Annotated in this window: 15 protein-coding genes; 12 read left to right on the forward strand and 3 right to left on the reverse strand. The window is 42.8% G+C overall.

All coding sequences use genetic code 11. The features are described 5' to 3' along the window. The first annotated feature begins 44 nt into the window (after window positions 1–44). The 3 genes from ACKKE8_RS10820 to ACKKE8_RS10830 all read left to right on the forward strand — a co-directional run bounded on the left by ACKKE8_RS10820 (window position 45) and on the right by ACKKE8_RS10830 (window position 1,810). Window positions 45–473 (forward strand): immunity 22 family protein, encoded by a 429-nt coding sequence (locus tag ACKKE8_RS10820; protein ID WP_409178170.1) that lies wholly within the window; start codon window positions 45–47, stop codon window positions 471–473. Between the two features lie 13 nt (window positions 474–486). Further along, window positions 487–987 carry an ankyrin repeat domain-containing protein gene (locus tag ACKKE8_RS10825; RefSeq protein ID WP_409178171.1) on the forward strand — a complete coding sequence of 167 codons (501 nt, stop codon included), beginning with the start codon at window positions 487–489 and terminating at the stop codon, window positions 985–987. Window positions 988–1,387: 400 nt separating this feature from the next. Next, window positions 1,388–1,810 carry a sigma-70 family RNA polymerase sigma factor gene (locus ACKKE8_RS10830; RefSeq protein ID WP_409178172.1) on the forward strand — a complete coding sequence of 141 codons (423 nt, stop codon included), beginning with the start codon at window positions 1,388–1,390 and terminating at the stop codon, window positions 1,808–1,810. A gap of 132 nt (window positions 1,811–1,942) precedes the next feature. Here the strand turns inward: ACKKE8_RS10830 and ACKKE8_RS10835 are convergent, their stop codons facing one another. Together ACKKE8_RS10835 and ACKKE8_RS10840 are read right to left on the reverse strand one after the other, a co-directional pair. Next, a complete protein-coding gene (locus tag ACKKE8_RS10835; protein ID WP_409178173.1) occupies window positions 1,943–2,248 on the reverse strand; it encodes a hypothetical protein in 306 nt (101 codons plus the stop codon). 615 nt (window positions 2,249–2,863) lie between these two features. After that, window positions 2,864–3,331 carry a hypothetical protein gene (locus ACKKE8_RS10840; protein WP_409178174.1) on the reverse strand — a complete coding sequence of 156 codons (468 nt, stop codon included), beginning with the start codon at window positions 3,329–3,331 and terminating at the stop codon, window positions 2,864–2,866. Window positions 3,332–3,739: 408 nt separating this feature from the next. On the opposite strand from ACKKE8_RS10840, the gene ACKKE8_RS10845 reads away from it, so the two are divergent. The 3 genes from ACKKE8_RS10845 (at window position 3,740) to ACKKE8_RS10855 (ending at window position 8,275) form a co-directional block, all read left to right on the forward strand. Next, the gene (locus tag ACKKE8_RS10845) at window positions 3,740–4,930 is read left to right on the forward strand and encodes a hypothetical protein (protein WP_409178175.1); all 1,191 of its coding nucleotides are present in this window, start codon (window positions 3,740–3,742) and stop codon (window positions 4,928–4,930) included. Window positions 4,931–5,261: 331 nt separating this feature from the next. Next, window positions 5,262–6,761 (forward strand): recombinase family protein, encoded by a 1,500-nt coding sequence (locus tag ACKKE8_RS10850; RefSeq protein ID WP_409178176.1) that lies wholly within the window; start codon window positions 5,262–5,264, stop codon window positions 6,759–6,761. A gap of 182 nt (window positions 6,762–6,943) precedes the next feature. After that, a complete protein-coding gene (locus ACKKE8_RS10855; RefSeq protein WP_409178177.1) occupies window positions 6,944–8,275 on the forward strand; it encodes a hypothetical protein in 1,332 nt (443 codons plus the stop codon). Window positions 8,276–9,165: 890 nt separating this feature from the next. On the opposite strand, the gene ACKKE8_RS10860 is transcribed toward ACKKE8_RS10855, so the two are convergent. Further along, entirely contained in the window at window positions 9,166–9,915 is a 750-nt protein-coding gene (locus ACKKE8_RS10860; RefSeq protein WP_409178178.1) for an SDR family oxidoreductase, read from the reverse strand. A gap of 173 nt (window positions 9,916–10,088) precedes the next feature. On the opposite strand from ACKKE8_RS10860, the gene ACKKE8_RS10865 reads away from it, so the two are divergent. The 6 genes from ACKKE8_RS10865 to ACKKE8_RS10890 all read left to right on the forward strand — a co-directional run bounded on the left by ACKKE8_RS10865 (window position 10,089) and on the right by ACKKE8_RS10890 (window position 14,916). Then, the gene (locus ACKKE8_RS10865) at window positions 10,089–10,664 is read left to right on the forward strand and encodes a TetR/AcrR family transcriptional regulator (RefSeq protein ID WP_409178179.1); all 576 of its coding nucleotides are present in this window, start codon (window positions 10,089–10,091) and stop codon (window positions 10,662–10,664) included. Window positions 10,665–10,859: 195 nt separating this feature from the next. After that, complete coding sequence (locus ACKKE8_RS10870) at window positions 10,860–11,042, forward strand: hypothetical protein (protein ID WP_409178180.1); 183 nt, start codon at window positions 10,860–10,862, stop codon at window positions 11,040–11,042. A gap of 194 nt (window positions 11,043–11,236) precedes the next feature. After that, window positions 11,237–11,749 carry a hypothetical protein gene (locus tag ACKKE8_RS10875; RefSeq protein WP_409178181.1) on the forward strand — a complete coding sequence of 171 codons (513 nt, stop codon included), beginning with the start codon at window positions 11,237–11,239 and terminating at the stop codon, window positions 11,747–11,749. Between the two features lie 274 nt (window positions 11,750–12,023). Beyond that, on the forward strand, window positions 12,024–12,920 hold the full coding sequence (locus ACKKE8_RS10880; RefSeq protein WP_409178182.1) for a helix-turn-helix transcriptional regulator: 897 nt from the start codon (window positions 12,024–12,026) through the stop codon (window positions 12,918–12,920). A gap of 79 nt (window positions 12,921–12,999) precedes the next feature. Next, window positions 13,000–13,851, forward strand: coding sequence for a DUF2785 domain-containing protein (locus tag ACKKE8_RS10885; protein ID WP_409178183.1), 852 nt, complete (start codon window positions 13,000–13,002; stop codon window positions 13,849–13,851). A gap of 387 nt (window positions 13,852–14,238) precedes the next feature. Further along, on the forward strand, window positions 14,239–14,916 hold the full coding sequence (locus ACKKE8_RS10890; RefSeq protein WP_409178184.1) for a GNAT family N-acetyltransferase: 678 nt from the start codon (window positions 14,239–14,241) through the stop codon (window positions 14,914–14,916). Window positions 14,917–15,183 lie beyond the last annotated feature (267 nt).

Consider the following 15,183-nt stretch of genomic DNA (forward strand, 5'->3'; position numbering starts at 1 on the left):
GTCATCCAGACCTCATAAAAGTTCGGGAGCGAGGGGGAAAGACAATGAGAAATGTGGTAACGGTATGGGGAACAACCTTGCAGTCTTCTGATGAACTAGCGGATTTTCTGACTCCGGTTTACGATGAAGACGGGGATGTGATACCGTCTGGCTTTTTAACAGCGTCGGGTCTTGAATGGGTGGACGAGGACTTTTTTGAAGTGCATGAGGTACAGGATGCAGAGGCCAGAGCGGACTTTTTCACGTATTTGGAAAACGAATATGCGATGAATGCAACGCTCGATAGAAAAGAATGGCCCAAACAGTTAACAGAGGAGATTGGCAAGTACCCACATGTGATTTTGCTGTATGGCAATGAATCGCGCTACGGTCCGATTAACGAAAAATTGTTTGATCTCACTGAGGGCCAGCAAGAAAAAGATGCACCGGTGGTCCTGCTCGCCAAACTTGTATTTGAGACAGAGGAGCGGTAAGGAGCAGGGAGGAATGTATAAGAAAGGAGAGACAGATACAGATATGACTTACCATTTCGCAGATTTATATGATGCAGCTGAATTGGGAGACATTGAGCTCGTAAAAAAGATCGTCACGAAACAGCCGGAATTGCTGCATGAAAAGGATGAGTATGAGTTTTCCATACTACATGGCGCTGTGATGACAGACGATGTTGACCTTATTGCGTATTTGGTCGCACAGGGAGCAGATGTCCATGCGAAAAATGATGAGGGTATTACACCGTTACATATCGCGCTCTATCCAGAGGTTGCAGAGGCGCTCATCGCGCACGGTGCAGACATACATGCCAGCGCTCATGATGGAAGTACCCCGTTGCACACACAGGTAGCAGATGGTGAGGAGCGTGTGGATGTGGTAGAGTTGCTGCTGGCTAAAGGTGCGAATCCTAACAAAAAGGACATGGAGGGGCAAACACCATACGATATAGCACGTGAGAGAGAAGACGAAGAGATGATGGCTTTATTTGAATAGAGGAAAAAGGTAAGCGTCCGTTATAATTTCGGACGCTTTATTTCTTGCTCGAGTGCTGCGACGCGTTTTTCCAGCTCGTCGATGGTTTTTTGCTTGGTTGCGGTGCGTTTTACGATGAACAAGCAAAAAGCAATGACAAGTGCTAAAGGCATGAAGAAGATAAAGAGCTGAACGAGTACAGTACCCCATTCGATCGATACGGCGCCAAATTCTATTATGGGTGATCACTCCAATCATTCGTTTTGTTCATTTTACCAAAATACTCCATTTTTTCTAAGTGATCCTTTACCATACAAGCAACAGTGAATTAATCGACAACAACTCCCTGTGTACAGGCACGCATAGGCAACCGCCCACATAAGGATAGAAGTAAGCTATTCCAGACGTGGAGGTGGCAGCCATGTCCAGCATTATCGCGGCGCTTTCCCTTGTTTTTAAAGAGCTTCTTGTGTTTGTGGCTTATGTCAAGAACAATGCCTTCCCGCAACCGCTTCAGGACACAGAAGAAGAAAAGTACCTCCGACTCATGGCCAAAGGCGACCCTTACGCCCGCAACAAGCTGATTGAGCACAATTTGCGTTTGGTGGCGCATATTGTGAAGAAATTCGAGAACACAGGTGAGGACAGTGAAGATCTGATTTCCATCGGTACCATTGGATTGATCAAAGCAATCGAGAGTTATCAGGTGGATAAGGGCACCAAGCTGGCTACGTATGCTGCGCGTTGTATTGAGAATGAGATATTAAAGTCAAAAGGGTGTCTTGTGATCAATAGATACGAAAAAGGGGACCTTAATGGTCCCTTTAAAACTGTTATCAAGTGATTTGAGTATTCATTGAACGTTTGGCCATCAATCATTCTATCGTCAAGATGTCTCTTAACGCCGACCCCTGAAATATATCGGGACCACACATGACCTAATCGACAAGGCTGTAGTAGAAATTTCCTGGGCCAATTATCTTTTCATCTTTTTAATCACAAAAAGAAGAATAAAATATGCAACTAAACCAAGAAAAAAAGGAACTAACGTTTCTGCATTATCCGGTCTTTGAACGAAACCAAAACTTACTTCGCTTTGCAAATATTTAACGTCGTTATACGCATCGATGACATCAGGTGTATAGAAGTAGGTAAGAAGTAGTCCCGATAACACTGGGACAAAAAAAAACACAAGATTTATGAGGGAGGAAAAGACAACAGCTTTTACAACATATTTATATTTTTTCTTCTCAGGCGAAAAGAACCACCGCAAATACAGCACCTCATTTTCAGAAGTTAAGATAAATTTTCCTGCTTACTGATAATACCAAACTATGTGAGCTAATGATAATTCCTGATTCGCCTTAAACCGAGGCCAGCCGAAGAAAATGATGCCCATTGAAAACTCAATGGACACCAAAATAGGTTAAGGAGTTTGGATATACATGAAGTGCATCCCGTCGTCTGTCCAACTCCAGTTTCCAGATTCGTCTTGGACACCTACGGCTATGTAGAGGGTTTGATTTCTAGGTAGATTGACTGGAATTTCGAAAGAATTGGTAGTATTGCTTGTGTTTTGCGGCAGAACAGTGGAGTGATAAATGTTGTTAAAGTTCTTATCATAAACCTCATCCATTAAAGGTTCAGATAGTACTGAACACAAAAGCTGAAACTATTTTCGGAGAAGAGGAGTGACAAATCGATGTGATAAAAGGCGGTGGCAACATGGCTGATGACTACGCAAAAGATGAGATGAAAAATGATCGAAGCTTACAAGAGGCATGGGTACGACATGACAAGGGAACAGGCAGAGTCAATATCGATGGAATTTAGTGATATGGAATGCAAGTGATTTAGAGGAACTGCTTTTAGCAGCCCTCTAAATCTTGCAACAAATCTACCACCAAGGACGCTCGCTCAAGGCAATGATATATTTCACATTGGGGTCAACTCTTATTGCATCTTGGGAAGAAACATGTATTTTAATTTTTTCACCAGCGGGCAAATATACATACCAGGATTCGCGTCCAGTATCTTTAAACACTTGATGTACTGGACCACCAACACTCATATCACGAATCATATAGTCTAGGCTGCGATTTTGATAGGTGTCGAAATTAATATAAAATGCTTTTCCTTGGCCTGTGTCGTTTGTCCATTGAAAATAGTCATGATCCATTGGTCTTTCAAAATCTGGATATACTTTGTAAAAAGTACCTTCAAAACTATCACCAATTCCTTGAAAATAATTCGGTGAGTCAAAACTATCAGGCTCTCTGGCATCACCCATAGCGAATGCTGACGATGACATGGAAAGTAGGCAAGTCGTAAGTCCAAGCGTTGAAATCAGTTTCTTTAACTTCATAAATACAACCTCCTAAAATTTGGTAAAACTCACTTATATAATTTACATTTATTTCTAAAAAATGTAAATATCTTTTCTGGTTACAAACTGGAGGAAAGAGATCGTATTTTAACATAAGAGAAATTGTGAAGTAGGAGAACTTCAACAGAGGATGCAATTGTACTACTAAATGATCCGCGCCTTTGGGACGTAAATGGTTCATATCAAACCGCAGAAAATTGCTATAAACTTTCAACGATTTAAAAAGGTGAACAGTATTTAGATAGAAAAATAACTTAACGCAATATCCCAGGGGAATCATGGGTGCGATGTAACTTTATTCAAGAAGCGTTCGTCTAACAAATGTATTTGCAAACACCCGTGAATCAACTTCCGATACGCTTGCCCCAATGAGGAGGTAACAAATATATGAAAAAGGTTGTGTTTATCGCTGCAATCGCAGCCGTTCTATCTGTCGGGCAACTCGCCTATCCAATTCAAGAGGCAGGAGCGGCAACGGCGGCCTCTTATCGCATTGCCTACAAAATGCCCACGGTCAATACGATTGAAGAAAAAGAAGTTTTTTATTCTCTCCTAAAAGGGGCGCTCAAGATTAAAAATCCGCATCAGGCCAGCATCCTGGACAAAAACAGAAAAAGCCTCACGGAAATCGTCGGCGAACTTAACGGTACAGACACGCCGCGCGGCTTCATGATCGATGAATTCAGCGTCTCTAAAGATGGGTATTTACTGGCCCTGTACAATGAGATCGGGATATTGGATCCCGTCTATCCCCAAGGTTACGATCCAGCCGCCATCAGCAAGCAAATAGAGCAGCAGCAAGCATCTGGTCAATGGGGAGGCGAGCTGCGGCAAAAGCGGGGAGAAATGGAACTAAAAGCGCGGATAAATGCACTTGTCCAGGCGGGGATCGTACAGCCTGAGGACCTGAAAGACCAACGACTTACGAAGCAATTTGTTGCGGAGACGTTGTACCGCATGTACAAAAAAGTTAGGCCTTATAAGGGGAGTGTAGCTCCCAAAGACAGCCAAAGTGAAGCGGTCCGCTGGGCAGTAGAGGTGGGAGTGCCGGGATTCCAGGTCGATGCAAAAGGGTATGTGTATCCGGAAGCGCAGCCGTACTACACAAGTATGCTCGACTTCATCCATCTGTTTTTGCCAAGCAAAAAAACTGCGGATGGATGGGAGTATTTTCAATACGAAGTCAATCAAGACTTGTTGCTAGAGGCCGTGCACAACTATTCGGGCCAATTGTTGCATGTAAACAACAAGCCGTTGTCTTCCCTTCCCAACTATGTGATGCTGTCTGATCTTCCAGAGAAGAAGAAGGCCGAAACGCAGCTTAGCGCCTCTCTTGCACCTAAAGTAATTGAGATGGTGGAACAGGTCCGGCGAGAAGTCCAAAAACCGCGCGTGTGGGACTGGCGAACAGACGTAATCCGGCATCCTTCCTTTACCAAACTTGTGAGCGAGTACCGGAAAACAAAGAGCCAAAAAGCGCTGAATCAAGTCTATCAAACAGTCAAGGTCCGCTATAATTTATTCGATCGGCAAGACTCGCCGCAGGTCATGAAAAGCGTCCTGGATCATATTCGATGAGCTTTCCACGAGAACGGTTGGGGAGGGCCATTCCGATGAACGCTTCTAACCGTTGCTTGATTAGCTGGATACTATTCTAACAATAGCACCCGAGTGGTGCTTTTTTCATGGAGGTGGGTGAAATGTAGTGGGGGTAGTATGTCGCAGCTCAATTTAAGGAGTGACGGGTTTTTCATGTTTCCTCACTACTTTTGACAAGCCGTTCGCGCATATCTTCTCGACAGGAGGGGATGAACGGTGCATGTAAAGATTATACCGGGTATTTCTACTGACAGTATTCGTTCCGCCTGTTATCAGTATTTATTAGGAAAATACAGGAGGGAGAAGCCGTATGATCGGAATATATGCCAGGGTGAGTACAGAGGAACAAGCCAAGAGCGGATTCAGCCTCGACGATCAGTTAAGGGAATGCAGGAAGAAAGCAGCGACGAGTGAAGCTGCTGAATATGTTGACGATGTGTCAGGCGAGTTCTTAGATCGACCGGCTCTCTCAAGGCTAAGACAAGATGTTAAGGATGGATTTATTACGAAGATCGTTTGTCTTGACCCAGACCGTTTATCACGTAAGCTTATGAACCAGCTGCTAATTACAGATGAATTTGATAAACGCGGGATAGAGCTCGTATTCGTGAATGGCGAATACGCCAAGACTCCAGAAGGACAGCTCTTTTACAGCATGCGTGGAGCGATTGCAGAATTCGAGAAAGCAAAAATTAATGAGCGTATGAGTCGTGGAAGAAGAGAAAAGGCAAGACAAGGCCGCGTTCTCCGTGACTTTCAAATATATGGGTACAGTTATGATTCAGAGAAGGAACAAATAGTAATAAATGAAGCTGAGGCAGTAGTAGTGCGACTTGTATTTGATCTGTTTACTCAGCCCAACGAGCTAGTTCAAGGGATCAATGGGATAGCAGTTTATTTAACCAATAAAGGGGTCCCTACAAAGCGTGGTGCTAGTGTATGGCATCGCCAGGTGGTACGACAGATGCTGATGAACGAGGCGTACGTGGGGAGATTTTATCAAAATAAGTGGAATACGGAAGGGATGCTGGGTAATCAGTTTCGCCAGCCAGATGAAAAAGTCCGTATGAAAATGCGCCCAAAAGAAGAGTGGATATCCTTACCCTGCCCATCCATCATAGACGAAGTGAAATTTGAACATGCCCAGCAGCTACTTAAGGAATCTAGAAGAAGATGGGCGGGCCGGAGCTTCAACGAGTACCTCTTAAGCGGCCTAGTACGTTGCGGGTCCTGTGGAAATACGATGCCAGGAAGAAAAGCGAAAAACTGGAGCCAGCATGTATTTGAGTATACCGACGTTAAGAATACAGCAGGTGCAAAAAATAAAGGGTGCGGTCGTCGTGTAAGATGTGAGCAAATGGACAATCTGGTTTGGGAAACGGTTGCGTCCTGGTTGAATAATCCTGACGAGATTGCGGTGGCAGTGGAAGATAAAGTGGAAACTCCATTCGAGCAAGTGGAGCTGGAGCGATTACAAAAAGAGCTCGAAAAAACGAAAAGCGGACGCAAAAAGTTACTCAAATTGTTTGCATCTGGTGAAGAAGACGTTGGCGAAGAAGATATACGGCAAGAGTTAAAAGAACTGAAGGAAAAGGAAGATAAACTGAATCAGCGCTTACACGAGCTACTTGAACAAACGAAGCTACAGATCAATCATGAATATAGCCGCAACTTGATTCAGGAAGCTGCTGAATATTATTTATCGAAGGCACAGGATGAGCTAACGTTTGAGGATAAGAAAGAACTGATCCGTCATGTGGTTAGGGAAGTTAGAGTTTTCGAAGAGAGTGTGGAGATATACACGTTCTAATGTTCTGAGTAAATAAAGTTGTGGATCGAAAAATAAGACCGGAAAATAAAGTGTTAGACTGGCGACGGTGTTAAGCTAACGGGCAGCATGTAGAGTTTGTTATAAAGGAAGTCAGAACTATAAATCCGCAAAATTTCCATGCTACTATAATAGAAAGATTCAGGATGAGGGGGAACCCAGTAATGACAGACTATAATCAGCCAGTTCTCGATGCATTGCCGCCCAAAGGGGGTAGCAGAGAGAAGGCTATCTCGGAGCTCGGAGCTAACGAGGCACCTGAGCTGTTGCATCTGGCCAGTACAGAGCGCGGGAAGAGTAAGCTTGCTGCCCAGAAGGCACTGGCTAAGATTGATTATGAACCGGCTGCAGCTTATTGGAAAAAGCTATTAAAGTCGCCTCAAAAATGTGAAAAAATATTAAACCACACATTTTCGAATACAGTGTCGGATCTGCTTGCTGATCAATTACTAGCTTTTTTGCAGACGTTTCTGGAGAAAAAGTCTGGCAGCAAGATCAGCTGGGAAGAGCATGAAACACTGCTTGCCTTTCTTGGCATGATGCCGGGCAAAGCGAGCGAGAAGATGTGCAAGGTGTATGAGCTTGCAGCAGAGCATATCCAGAAGATTTCATCATTTAAGCGCGACAGCGAGGTGCTAAAGTTAACCTACAGAGATACTTCTATCTTTAATATAAGTGATACTTTGGAAGGGGTGACTTTAGAACAAGCCTTTCCTATGATTTTGGTTGGCTCTGTTTTAATGGATGGAGATAGTCGGCTACAAGCGCTGGCTTGCAAGCTATATGAACAATATGGGGGAGCCTGGCTGTCTCCTGTCTTCGCTTCTGCACTTCTAACCAAGCCTGCTGGCGAAGTTTTCGAGGCGTTTTCACCGTATTACAAAGATCCGGTGGCGCAGCGTTTTATTTTGAACGTGCTAGGTACGGTGAAGTTTGATACTAAGCAAAACCGGCATACGTTTCTGTTTGGCTGGGGTCATATGCTTAGGGATGATACATATTTTTCACTTACACCGCTGCTGTTTGAGGATTTGGATGTGCGGTGGATAGAACTTTTAGCAGCTGATCCGGAGGAGAAAAAGCTAAGCGGTCTTATTAAAACGAGCTATTATGTAGGAAAAGTAACTGGAGAATTTGATGACGTGCTGGGTGATCTGCTTCCGTTAAATAATGAAATTTGCTGCCAAAAGGTGCAATCGTATTTTCTGAAAAGAGCGATTCTGGATGATGGAATTGGCGCGACATACGTTGGTATTTTGTATCGGATACGTTATGAGGACGTTGAATCGATTCTTATGAAAAAATGGTCCCAAAAGGAAAATGCAACCTCTATTTGGAATGTGTCCAGTGATTTACAGTCATTTACCCATTGGCCAGCCCAGAAGAGAGCAGTCCTTTTTGAACAGGTTGGACAATTGGTTCAGGAGAAGAAATTAAAAATAAGTTATTGGAAGCCGGACACGGCTGAGGAGCTGAAGAACAATCTGCTCAAGTAGCGATAGAAGGAGCGGAACGGGGGGCATCAAATACAGTACGAGCATTAGCTGTTAGCAACCCAAGTGATGTGGTGTTTGTCCCAAAAGAGAGCGTTGACGAGGTTGAGGAAGACGAAGTTGCGGACCAGGTGTCTAAACGTCTGAATCAGTTGTTCCACGTAGAACACCGAGACATCCACAAACAACATGGCTAAACTCCGATTACGATTGCGACCGCGATGCCCAAATGAAAGGGTAAATGAGCACACAGATAGATGACGTTCTTGAGATTGCGTGTAGTTTCTGTTCCTGTAGACTGAGAAATAAAGTGTTAGACTGGCGGCCAGCTATTCAACTAACGGGAGATTAGTTTAAATCAAGCGCGGAGAACCGTACCATAAGTAAAGGCAAGTTTTTTTGCGGAATTCCTTGTAGGGCATGGATTTGTATATTTGTGTGTAGGTTCCGGGCTATGGTAACGCCTGAAAAGGTACATAGGGCTATCGTATTTTGAGTGGAACATCCTCGTCACATCCCACGGAAGGAAGAGACTTCGTGAACGGAGGAGGCTCCCCGAGGCTGGGCAAGAAAAGTGTCAGAAGTGTCGATGCTGGCAGTGAATGCGCTTCTGGCGGTACTTTCGCTTAACAGAAAGAGAAGATGCTCTAGATCACGATCGTGAAGGGGCACTTGTATCCGGCCAAAGAAAAAGCCCCGTCCACCTTGTGGTGAAGGGGGCTGCGACTACCAGACACTGTCGTAGCGTCTCGTCGAGTTCCAGTTCAATGTCTCGAAGCTTCTGACCTTGCTGAACGGCAATCTGCTTCACTTTGGTCTGTATTAGGGTCTTCTGTGATGGGAGCCATCACAGTCATGTTCGTTTAAATTTTTGAAATTGAATTATAGGTGGATTAATGAATCTTTGGAGGTTCAGACTTCATCGTATCGTTAAGCTGGGTCACAAAAACACCTTCGTTCGGGCCGGGGTTATTTCGAAACATTTTCGCTTCTTCGACCAGAACTTCGTCTGTATCCGTGCCAAGTATCTTTATCGTTGCATCAATGAATGCCGCAAGTGGCATTGCACGCGGTTCATCGTTGTTGCTTTGAACCCATGGTGGCACAATTTCTATTACTTTTACCGATGTGTCTTTAAGCAGGTATCTTTGGGACAGCGTATAGGTATGAAGAGCTGCCTTCGTCGCGGAGTATACAGCAGTTGCCGCTAACGGAACAAATCCAAGTATCGAAGTCGTGTTGATGACAACGGCTTCTTCTTTGGACTTCAAATGGTCGATTAATGCAGAAGTCAACCGAATCGGACCTAACAAGTTTGTGGCGACTGTCGAAACCAAAATATCCTCATCAATCACGCCCGCCGCGTCATCGGGTTGAATGATGCCTGCGTTGTTAATCAAGACATTCAAATCTGGGAATTCTCCGATTAACTGCTTGGCTGCCCCCTCTATACTGGTAGGGTCTTGTACATTCAATTCCATTGCGGACATGCCGGGATTCGCTTTGATTGTCTCCTCCAAACGCTCTTTACTTCGACCAGAGATAATAACTTTATTTCCAAGATGGTGGAGTGCTTCTGCTAACGCACGTCCAATTCCCGAACCACCACCTGTAATGAAAATCGTGTTTCCTGTAAGTTTCATAATTATACCGCCTCTTAATTTGAACATATGTTGAATTACCAAAATATGTTTTATATAGTGAATGTATCAGTGCGATAAATGGGGTTCAATGGTTAAAACAAGCTCGGTTGTTGATTTTTCAACAGAGGGCTTTGAAGTGATCATTTTTTGGATGGGATAAAGGGGAGAAGGATATGGCCAGGCGTATTCAAAAATCGAGACAAGCGATTATAGATGCTTTTATGAGGCTGATGTCAGAAAAGGAATTCGAGAGCATAACGATCAATCAAATTGCGGTAGAAGCAAATGTCAATCGAGGAACAGTGTATTTGCATTTCGATGACAAGTACGATCTGCGCGAGCAATGTATAGCAGCTCAAATTAACCAGTTACTTCGACATTGTATGTCTGGAGATCACCTAGTTCATCTCCCTTCCAAAACCGCATTACTTCACACTTTTGAATATTTGGAGCAACATGCTTCTTTCTACTCCATAATGCTGAAGAGTAAGGGAAGCACAGTATTTCGAAATCAAATGGAGACCATGTTCGGGGAAAGTCTGAGTGAATATCTGGATTCAATCAATCTCGATAAGGAAATGAACAGGGACATTACGGTACAATTTTTAACTTCAGCAACAGTGGGTATATTGGAATGGTGGATTATCCGTTCGATGCCATATCCCCCATCGGTCATGGTTGAACAATTTTGGAATTTGCTGAACCGAGGTGTCGAAAGACACGAACATCATTCCATGGGAAGTCGCTAATTTGGCGGCCTTTATGTAATAACAGGACACGCCTGCGGCGGAAAAACAACAGCCAGCAGGTACCTAGCAGATAAATATGACATGATCTTATTGGACTGGGATGAACAATTTGCAACGTATCAGGCACTGGTTGATCCCCGCTATCAGCCGGCTATGAGCGAACGTCAAGAATTCTAGTCCTGGGACGAGTATTTCATGCGGCTGCCTGCGGCATATTCGGAATACTTAGATGCGACATTCAAAGAGCAAACCGATATGGTAATCGCCCACCTCCTTACCTTATCGGGCAAGGCAGAAGGCAAAAAGATCATCGTCGATGGCTTCTTTACCGTGGAAATCTTAAAAAAGATATCTCCAAACGCCCAAGACCTGCAATAGCTTTTCCCACACCCTCTGGGGCAAACCCAGTAGCATCTGCTAAAGGCATTACTGAACGCTACTAAATCTTACGTAGCCGAACTTGCTCAAAAATCAAATTTTTCTGCTCAAATTGAAGACAACTGATTGGGAACCAGAAAGCTTATTTGGTTCTCAATCAAAAGTGCTTCAAAACCTAGTAGGTGTGATGTTTAATGTCGCAGAATTATCTCAGCCCTTATATTGCCAAGACGTATTTTTCAAATGGCAACGTTTTAGATGAACAGACTCTTACAACTACATTATCTACTGCATGTAAGTCAATATATCGTAATCTTACAAACTACGGTACCTGGGGTCTTGCTTCTTTAAGCAAGTTACCTAATTCTGGACTGGATTTTGATAAAATGGATGATGAAGAAAAAATAAAATTCAACAATTTGCCAGATATGATTTATTATGGCGTTAAGAGTGAAGCGGCAATCTTGATGAGAATGAATTCAGTTCCAAGAAGCATCTCAGAATCACTAGCTAGTAAATTTGTTCAAGATTCAGGAATGACAGTTTCTTCTGCAAATCCGATGGTAGCTAGAAACTACATTAAATCACTTTCGTCAAAAGATTGGGAGAGTTTGCGCCCATCATCAGCATCTATGTCCGGAAGTGACTACAAGTCAGTTTGGAAAAATTATCTGGAGAAAGCTAAAAACAAGGCTTCTAAACGTTAGAAGCCTTGTTTCGTGTTCCTAATAAATACTGTGTTTAGAAGCTATACTCTAGAAACTTGCCGCTTCAAATAGCGCGGTGAACCGTACCACAAGTGATAGTAAGGCAGCGGATCAAGCTAGAAGTACAGTTGAATCAGATAAGAAAGTAGTATTTACTTGAGAAAAGAACAAAATGACCGGATTGGCCATTTAACACCATTGTAAAAAAGAATAAGAGAGGATACGTTGCAAATCAACGTAATATAAATAAATGCGCGTAGATCGATTACTATCCATGTTACTCATTATCTCAAAAAAAGGTACGGTTACAGGCAAAGAGCTTGCGGAACATTTTGAGGTATCCATACGAACAATTTACAGAGATATAGAAAAGTTAGGTGAAGCAGGTATCCCAATCGCAGCCATTGGTGGTAAAGGTGGAGGCTATTACATTATGGAAGACTATAATGTGGACAATCTTTTTTTAAACAAAGATGAAGCTTCTACTTTCATGGCGATAATGAATAATCTAAGTTTTCTATTTGGGAAAAACACAACGTTTCAAGATATTGTTTTAAAAATCGAGAATACGCTTAAACAAGAAAAGAATACAAGCAAGTTAGACATTAATCTGTCTCATTTCAGTATGGAAAATGAATTAAAGGAATACCTGCTTCTATTAAACCATGCTATTGAAAAAAATAAGCTAGTGGTATTCGAATATATCAACAGAAGTATGGAATATTTCGAAAGAACAGTAGAACCGTTTCAAATTACATTTTCCGCCGGTCAATGGTATTTGGTGGGCTTTTGCAAAGAAAGAAATGACTACAGAAGGTTCAAGCTAGTACGGATCAAGAATTTGAAAATGGGTGAGAACTTCGAAAAAAAGGATATCCCAAATGAAGAAATCCAGGAAATAATTAGGAATAGCTATCTTACGCGAGGCATAACCGTTACCTTAAAGTTTGCTCATAAAATGGGAGAGCAATTAACTGAGTATTTTCAAAAAGAGAAAATAACTAAAACACATGACAATCAATATATCGTTGTGGATCAATTTCCATATGAAGAGGGATTATTGAAGTTTATTTTAAGCTTTGGTAAGGAATGCGAGATATTGGAGCCCTGTTATTTGAGAAATGAATTACAAGAATATATAAAAACAATATTGCTACCATACAATGACTGACATACAGGTGTCAGTTATTTTGTTTTATAGTAGGGGTGTAAGTAATCCGGAAATAGCGTTTATTCAAGGGGATGAGATAGTGAACAATACAAGGATGAAACTCATGATAGACCTGCAAAGAATTGAGAAGGAACATTACCAGCTTCGTGAAGGTGAGCGGATACAGGATTTTTTAACTCTAATGCTGCAATTTATCGGGGATCCTCAACCGGAATTACGGGATGAACTGATCTATCCGACACTGTATAAATGGATTTATGAAGAGGATCGGTTTACGGAAACGGAATTGAGCACTCTTCTGGCAATTCTGACCGATGAGCATCATTTGTTCTATCATATTGGTAGCGAAGGTGATCAGTCTGTATTTACAAGAACGTTCTCTGTTCTGCCAGTGGCTTTAATAGTACGGCGTCACAGCAAGAAGCCTTTTCTGGATTATGCTGAATTCCAGAATCTTAAGCATTCACTACTTCGCTATTATAAGGAGGAAAAGGATCTGCGTGGTTATCTGCCTGAAGGAGGCTGGGCTCATAGTGCGTCACACGGTGCGGATGCTTTGCTGGAGCTGGTCAAGTGCCCGGAGAGCGATACAGCGGTACAGCTTGAAGTACTTGCTGCTATTGAGGGGATGCTCCATAATGGGAAACAAATTTTTAGCGATGAGGATGATGAGCGGATCGCCAGTATCGTGGATACCATGATTGAAAAGGGTCTGCTTCCACAGCAGGAGATCGCTGACTGGATAAGCGGTTTGACACAATGCGTCGACTGGCCGAGAAGCTACGTTCAGATGATCGCCCGTGTGAACAGTAAAAATTTTCTGCGTAGTCTATATTTCAGAAAAGGACAGGGCAGCCGCGGAAATGTTCTTGTCGCTGTCATACTTGCTGCAGAGACGAAATTGAACAAGTTTGCGACTGGAAGATATTGAATTCATCCTTTCCGAGCGAATACAGGGCTTGTTCCACTTCTGGATAAAAAGGTTAAGTCCGATTTCGCCCGTCTAAACCCATATCCTCAACAACAAAAAATTGGATGTAAGTGGATGAACGGCTGCCTAGTTTACTATCTGGTATCGAAAGGTCAATATTTCAATGAAAGTGCCGTCCTGCAAAGGTTCGCGGTGACCGTTATAGACAACGCGGAGAACCGTATCTCAAATGACGGCAAGTTTATTTGTTGAAACGTAAAGAAGACAGTTCAAACTGCTTCGGAAAAGATGATACCTTGAATACAGATTATGACGAGAGCGAGTGATCTTTGATGATAATTAAATTGTACAGGGAAAGGGTGAGTGATCAATAGAGGAGGTAAGCCTTTGTACAACCATTTAGAACTAATGAGCATTCAAGCAAGAGTACTCTATATTCATGATCATGCTGGACGTATCACAACGATTAATGAGCCAACGAACCAGCCTGCTCCTCGATTTTTTTGGGGACAGACCGTTGCTGGCAGTATTGTAAGATTTCACAGCGACGTACCAAATCGCATAATCCATGACATCACACAATCCCTGAATCAGGGTGATTCAACCGAGCAATTGCCTAAAGTTATACACGCGTTGGAGAAAGACAGAGAAATTAGAGGCTTATGGATGGGGCCGGCTTTTACGTTTCATGAAGCCGTAAAGGATTACACAGACGCCACCTTGGTCACTGAAGAGAATAAATACTGCTTGGAACCAGGGTTTCCTACCCTTTTATCGGAACTGAAGTTTCGAGGACCTTGTTTTATGGTGACGGAAAACAACATGGCCGTATCTGTCTGTTTTAGCGCAAGAAGTAGCGATAAGGCTGCAGAGGCCGGAGTCGAGACATTGAAAGATTATAGAGGAAAAGGATATGCGATGCACGTAACGTCCTCATGGGCCCAAGCGATAAGACGGTCTCAAAGGATTCCTTTATATAGTACATCATGGGATAATTATTCTTCGCTGTCCATTGCAAAACGCCTTCGTCTTCACCTTTATGGAACGGATATTTCGATATATTAAGGTTTACATCAAAATGAAAGGCCATTCCGGAAAGGATGGCCTTAAAACTTACCGTTACAGACAGCGTTGTGAAACGTATCACATGTTAAAGCAACGGGTACCTTAGTTGAATAACAGACTAAAACAGCAGCTGCAGTCTAAGGCTTTATTTTTCAAGGTCTTAAACCACCGCTTTTTCTTTAAATGGATCAGTCTAAAACTTATTTTTCAAAGGCTACCGAATTTTCAATCGAAAACCTGCGTTAGATCAACAACTCCAATAAAAGG

The organism is Brevibacillus fortis, from assembly GCF_046196545.1.
GTDB classification, from domain to species: domain Bacteria; phylum Bacillota; class Bacilli; order Brevibacillales; family Brevibacillaceae; genus Brevibacillus; species Brevibacillus fortis_A.

Excerpts from the sequence above, each read along its gene's own strand:
- ACKKE8_RS10855 (WP_409178177.1), top strand. The coding sequence starts at position 6,944 with ATGACAGACTATAATCAGCCAGTTCTCGATGCATTGCCGCCCAAAGGG.
- ACKKE8_RS10820 (WP_409178170.1), top strand. The coding sequence starts at position 45 with ATGAGAAATGTGGTAACGGTATGGGGAACAACCTTGCAGTCTTCTGAT.
- ACKKE8_RS10830 (WP_409178172.1), top strand. The coding sequence starts at position 1,388 with ATGTCCAGCATTATCGCGGCGCTTTCCCTTGTTTTTAAAGAGCTTCTT.
- ACKKE8_RS10860 (WP_409178178.1), bottom strand. The coding sequence starts at position 9,915 with ATGAAACTTACAGGAAACACGATTTTCATTACAGGTGGTGGTTCGGGA.
- ACKKE8_RS10870 (WP_409178180.1), top strand. The coding sequence starts at position 10,860 with ATGCGGCTGCCTGCGGCATATTCGGAATACTTAGATGCGACATTCAAA.
- ACKKE8_RS10825 (WP_409178171.1), top strand. The coding sequence starts at position 487 with ATGTATAAGAAAGGAGAGACAGATACAGATATGACTTACCATTTCGCA.
- ACKKE8_RS10845 (WP_409178175.1), top strand. The coding sequence starts at position 3,740 with ATGAAAAAGGTTGTGTTTATCGCTGCAATCGCAGCCGTTCTATCTGTC.
- ACKKE8_RS10875 (WP_409178181.1), top strand. The coding sequence starts at position 11,237 with ATGTCGCAGAATTATCTCAGCCCTTATATTGCCAAGACGTATTTTTCA.
- ACKKE8_RS10840 (WP_409178174.1), bottom strand. The coding sequence starts at position 3,331 with ATGAAGTTAAAGAAACTGATTTCAACGCTTGGACTTACGACTTGCCTA.
- ACKKE8_RS10880 (WP_409178182.1), top strand. The coding sequence starts at position 12,024 with ATGTTACTCATTATCTCAAAAAAAGGTACGGTTACAGGCAAAGAGCTT.
- ACKKE8_RS10865 (WP_409178179.1), top strand. The coding sequence starts at position 10,089 with ATGGCCAGGCGTATTCAAAAATCGAGACAAGCGATTATAGATGCTTTT.
- ACKKE8_RS10850 (WP_409178176.1), top strand. The coding sequence starts at position 5,262 with ATGATCGGAATATATGCCAGGGTGAGTACAGAGGAACAAGCCAAGAGC.